Origin of the sequence: Aromatoleum diolicum (genome assembly GCF_012910955.1) — a bacterium.
GTDB classification, from domain to species: domain Bacteria; phylum Pseudomonadota; class Gammaproteobacteria; order Burkholderiales; family Rhodocyclaceae; genus Aromatoleum; species Aromatoleum diolicum.
Genome location: NZ_WTVQ01000084.1, coordinates 1 through 4,812 on the forward strand (window position 1 = coordinate 1; position 4,812 = coordinate 4,812).

A 4,812-nucleotide genomic window follows, 5' to 3' on the forward strand; every position below is an offset into this window, starting at 1 on the left:
CCCACGTCCCCTCCCGTCTCCTCCGTCGCGGCTTCGCCCGCGACCTTTCCGCCCGCCGCGGAGCACGATTTCCACACCCGCGGCGGCGGTTTCTTCTTCCTGCTCAACGTGCTGAACCTGCCGACCCTGCGCGCCTGGCGCGCCGCGCTCGACGAGCCGCAGGCCGGCTGGCGCGAACTCGTTCGCCTCGCCCGCACGCTGGATTTTTCCCCCGACGCGCCGCTCGCGGCCTTCCTCGTCGCGGCCTGCGCCCTCGACACGGCCGACGACCCCGCCGCCGTGCTCGCACGCCTGCCCGCCCGCAGCGATCCGGACACCCTGCTGCGCCCGGCATTGCGCCACTTCGGCGAGGCCGCGCTGCGTGCCGCCCTCGCCGAGCGCCCCGCGCGCGTCCTCGCGACCCGCAGCCACGTCGACGTCCATCTGCGCCTCAGTGACGTGCACCGCGACACGCACCTCGACATCCGCCGCACCGGTCTCGACCTCGACCCCGGCTGGCTGCCCTGGCTCGGCCGCGTAGTGCGCTTCCATTACGACAGCGGAGGCTTCGCCCCATGAACGCACCTGTCAGCCCGCGTCCCCCTTCTGAACCCCTCCGCGACCCACAGCTCGACGGCGCCCGCCTCTCACGCGCCTTCGTCCACGCCGGCATCACGCACTTCGCCAAGCTGAGCCTCGGCGCGCCGTCGGCGGTGTTCGACGCGCTACAGGCGAGCAGCGGCGGCGACGATCTCGCCACCCTGCTCGGCACGCCGCGCGACGACTGGCATGCGACCTGCACCGAACTCGCGCGCGTCGCGCCGCAGCTGCGCGGCCCGCTCGGGCGCTTGCTAAGCGACCTGAAACTGCAGCTCCACGAATGGTTCGCGCTCGCGCTGTGCGGCGAAAACGAATCGAGCTATCTGCTGAACCTGGCCGTCGCCGAGCTGCAGTCGCCCGGCGCACTACGCCCCGGCCTGCACCTGATCGCTGCGGTCAGCGATGCGCTGTTCGACGCCCCGCTGCCGCCGCTTGCACTGCCCAATCACCGCCTCGTGCGCGCCGGCATCCTTGAACTCGCCGGTGACGGCCCGATGCCCACGCGCAATCTCGCGATCGCGCCGGAACTGTGGGCGCTGCTGTGCGGCGACACCAGCGCGTGGCGCGACACCGCGCCGCTACCGGTCAGCGACGCGGTGCTGCCGCACAGCTACTGCGAGCAGCTTCCGTCGCTCACGACCATGCTGCGCAGCGGGGTCACCCAGCACGTGGTGTTCCGCGGCGCACGCGCGGCCGGACTCGCCGCCGCCGCACGCCTCGCCGCCACGGTCGGCCGCCCGCCCCTGCAGATGGACGCCGCCACCTGGCTGCGCCAGCCCGCGCTCGCCGCCGCCTGCCGCTACGCCGGCTGGCTGCCGGTGCTCGCGCTGGAGCTCGGCCCCGGCGAACGCCACGCGCTGCCCGATCATCCGGCGCTCGCGGTGCCGCTGCTGATCGTCACCGGCCGCGACGGCGCCGTCGAAGGCCCGGCGCTGATCGAGATCGACCTGCCGCCGCTGTCCGCCCACGAACGCCGCGACGCCTGGCGCGCCGCGCTGCCCGCCAACGACGCCCGCGTCAGCGACGCCCAGGTAAACGCGCAGATAAACGACTTCGCCGGCCACGCGCTGCTCGACGGCCCCACCGTGCACACGCTGGCCGAACGCGTCTGCCTCGACGCCCGGGTGCGCGGCGAAACGCCCGGCCTCGCCCACCTGCGCCGCGCGCGCGCCGGCTTCGGCAGCGAACGCCTGCGCCAGCTCGCGCAACCGGTCACGCGCGAAGTCGGCCCCGACGAACTGGTGCTGCCCGATGACCTCCTCGAACGCTTCGACGCGCTGGTCGCGCGCTGCCGCCAGCGCGAACAGCTGCGCGACGGCCTCGGCGCGAGCCTCGCCGAACCCGCGCCGGGCGTGCGCGCGCTGTTCTGCGGCGAAAGCGGCGCCGGCAAGACGCTCGCTGCCAGCCGCCTGGCAACGCTGCTGGGTGCACCGCTGTTCCGCGTCGACCTCTCCGCGGTGATGAACAAGTACATCGGCGAATCGGAAAAGAACCTCGGCCGCCTGCTCGACGAAGCCGCCGCGCTCGACGTGATCCTGCTGATCGACGAGGCCGACGCCCTGTTCGGCCGCCGTGGCGAAGGCAAGGAGACCGGCGAGCGCTACGCCAACATGCTCACCAACTTCCTGCTGACGCGCATCGAGCAGCACCCCGGCATCGTCGTATTGACCAGTAACAACCGCGGCCGCATCGACAGCGCTTTCACCCGCCGTTTCGATGCCATAATGGAATTTCCTCCGCCGGGCGTGGCAGAACGCCTGCGCATCTGGCAGTCGCACCTGGGGCAGCGCTCCCCCGACGCCGCCCTGTGCCGCCAGCTCGCCAGCTACTGCACACTGCCCGGCGGTCACATCCGCAACGCGGTGCTGCAGGCCGCGGCGCTGGACCCCGCCGCACCGCACGACGGCGACACGACCCACCCCATCGCCGCCGAACAACTCGTGGCCGCGCTGATCGAGGAATACCGCAAGATCGGCCGCACCCCGCCACCGCAGCTGATGCATGCGCGGGGCACGTCATGAGCAGTCTCGCCCCCGGACTACGCCGCAAGGCTGCTCCGGCGCCGGCCTCCGGCAAGAAGCCGCCGAGCGCCACGCCCGAAGCGAAGGCGGGCGAAGCCAAGGCCCCAGGCGAGAAACCCGAGGAAGGCGCCGCCAAGCCGCAGGGCAAGGAAGGCGAGGCCGGCGCCGCGAAGCAATCCCCCGCGGGCGCCCCCGGCTACCTGCAGGCCAAGCTCGCGGTGAGCCACCCCGACGATCCTGCCGAGAAGGAAGCGGACCAGGTCGCCGGCAACGTGCGTCGCGCAATGCGCTCGCCGATGAACCCGGGTGCCCACTCGCCGGCAACGTGCCCCACCTGCGGCGGCGCCCCGCGCGGCAGCCTCGAACCCGCGATCACCCCGCCACCCAAGGACGCCGTGCTCGCGCCCAAGCTGATGCGCGCGGCGGCAAACGAAGAGAAGGAGGCCGCATCCGCGGGCGCCGGACCGCAGAAGGACGAAGCGGGCCAGGGCGCATCGGGCGGCGCCGATGCCCTCGCCGGCAAGGCAGCCCCCGCCGCAACCGAACAACGCGTCGCCGCCCGCAAAGGCCAGGGCGCCCCCCTCGACCCCGAGCTGCGCGCGCAGCTCGAAAGCCAGCTCGGGCGCGACCTCTCCGCGGTACGCATCCACACCGACGCCGAAGCCGACGCACTGTGCCTCGAGATGCACGCCCGCGCCTTCACCGTCGGCAACGACGTGTATTTCTCCGCCGGCAGCTACGCCCCCGAGAGCGACGCCGGCCTCGAACTCCTCGCCCACGAGCTCGCCCACGTCGGCCAGCAGGCCGAAGCCGGCGGGCCGCAAAGCGCCGCGCCGAAGCTGCAGCGCGACTTCTGGGACGACCTTTTCGGCGGCGGCGGCGACCCCGCCGACCCGATGGCCGCGTGCAACAAGGAACTCGACAAGGCCGAGAAATGGGCCAAGGCCGGCCCCTATCCGGCCGCGCCGAAGGGCATCGTCGGCGCGGCGGGTTTCGGCGGTTTCGACGCGCAGTACCGCCCCGACGCCGTCGAAGGCGAGGGTGTGCTCGACATCAAGCAGGGCGTCGCCGCCGAATTCAAGGACACCCTGGTGCAGAACGCGGGCGTCGTCGCACCTCACCCGGACCTCCCGGCCACACCGGAAATCACCGCGCTCGCCGCCCGCATCAATGCAATCCCCGTCGCGATCGTGCGCAGCGCGCTGCTGTCGCTCTACCAGTGGACACCGGCTGAACAAGCGCCCTGGCTCGCCAACCTGAAGTCGCTGATCGAATCCACGTGGGGCGGCAAGCACAGCTTCTTCCTCAACAAGCCGCGCTGGACCTGGCTGGGCGCCGAGGTGCAGGTGGCCCTCGACATCGGCCGGCGCGCAAAGGCCGCCGGCGACCACATGACGGCGGAGATCTTCAAGACGCCCCCCGGCGAAAGCCTGCGCACCTTCGACATCTCGCACGAAGTGGGTTCGGGCAGCAAGGCCGACCCCGCCGACCAGACGGTGCGGCTCGCCAGCACGACCACCGGGCCGAAGGAGTACGACCTGCTGCGCCAGTCCGTCGAGTTCGGCTACAACTCGGACGTGCTGACGGGGGCTGCGATTGGCCGGCTCAACGGATTCATCGCGCGTTTCAACGGCGCGGTCGGGAATGCCGCGCATCAGGAAGTGCGTGTCGAGATCGTCGGCCACACCAGCGCCGCCGGCACCGAGCAGTACAACCTCGACCTCTCCGAACGGCGCGCCAACGCGGTGCGCGACTACCTCGCCAACAACGGCTTCGCGAACACCGCAACGCGCGTGACCATCACGCCGCGCGGCGAATCGGAAGCCGACCAGACCCAACCGAAGCGCGCGAGCGACCAGCGCGCGGACCTCATCGTCGATGGCGGCGAGCGCATGATCACTGCTGCCCACGAATGGGGGCACGCCTTCGGCGTGGATGACGAGTACGTGACGGGCGGCACGAGCATCGGCGATCCGGTCGACCACGACGCGATGACCAAGGCGATGACTGACGCCAACGGCGTCCATCTGCCCGGCGCGATCAAGGAACACAACGGCGGCATCATGTCCTTCGGCACCGAAGTGCGGCCGCAGCACTACGCCACCTTCCACCACGCGCTGACCACCGTCACCGCGCAGTCGCCATGGTCGCTGGGCCTGCACAAGCCCAAGTGGCAGGTCGCGATGGAATGCGGCGCCCCCTCGCCGAAGGG

2 protein-coding genes and 1 pseudogene are annotated in these 4,812 nt (G+C 71.8%); all 3 read left to right on the forward strand.

The features are described 5' to 3' along the window. Positions 1–558, forward strand: a pseudogene (locus GPA25_RS23345) (hypothetical protein); the annotation flags it as partial. After that, positions 555–2,600, forward strand: a complete 2,046-nt coding sequence (locus GPA25_RS23350; protein ID WP_169262791.1) for an ATP-binding protein — start codon at positions 555–557, stop codon at positions 2,598–2,600. The pseudogene GPA25_RS23345 and the gene GPA25_RS23350, both read left to right, overlap by 4 nt. Continuing rightward, positions 2,597–4,812 (forward strand): eCIS core domain-containing protein (locus GPA25_RS24265; protein WP_169262792.1); only part of this gene is annotated, 2,216 nt, incomplete at its 3' end. The genes GPA25_RS23350 and GPA25_RS24265, both read left to right, overlap by 4 nt.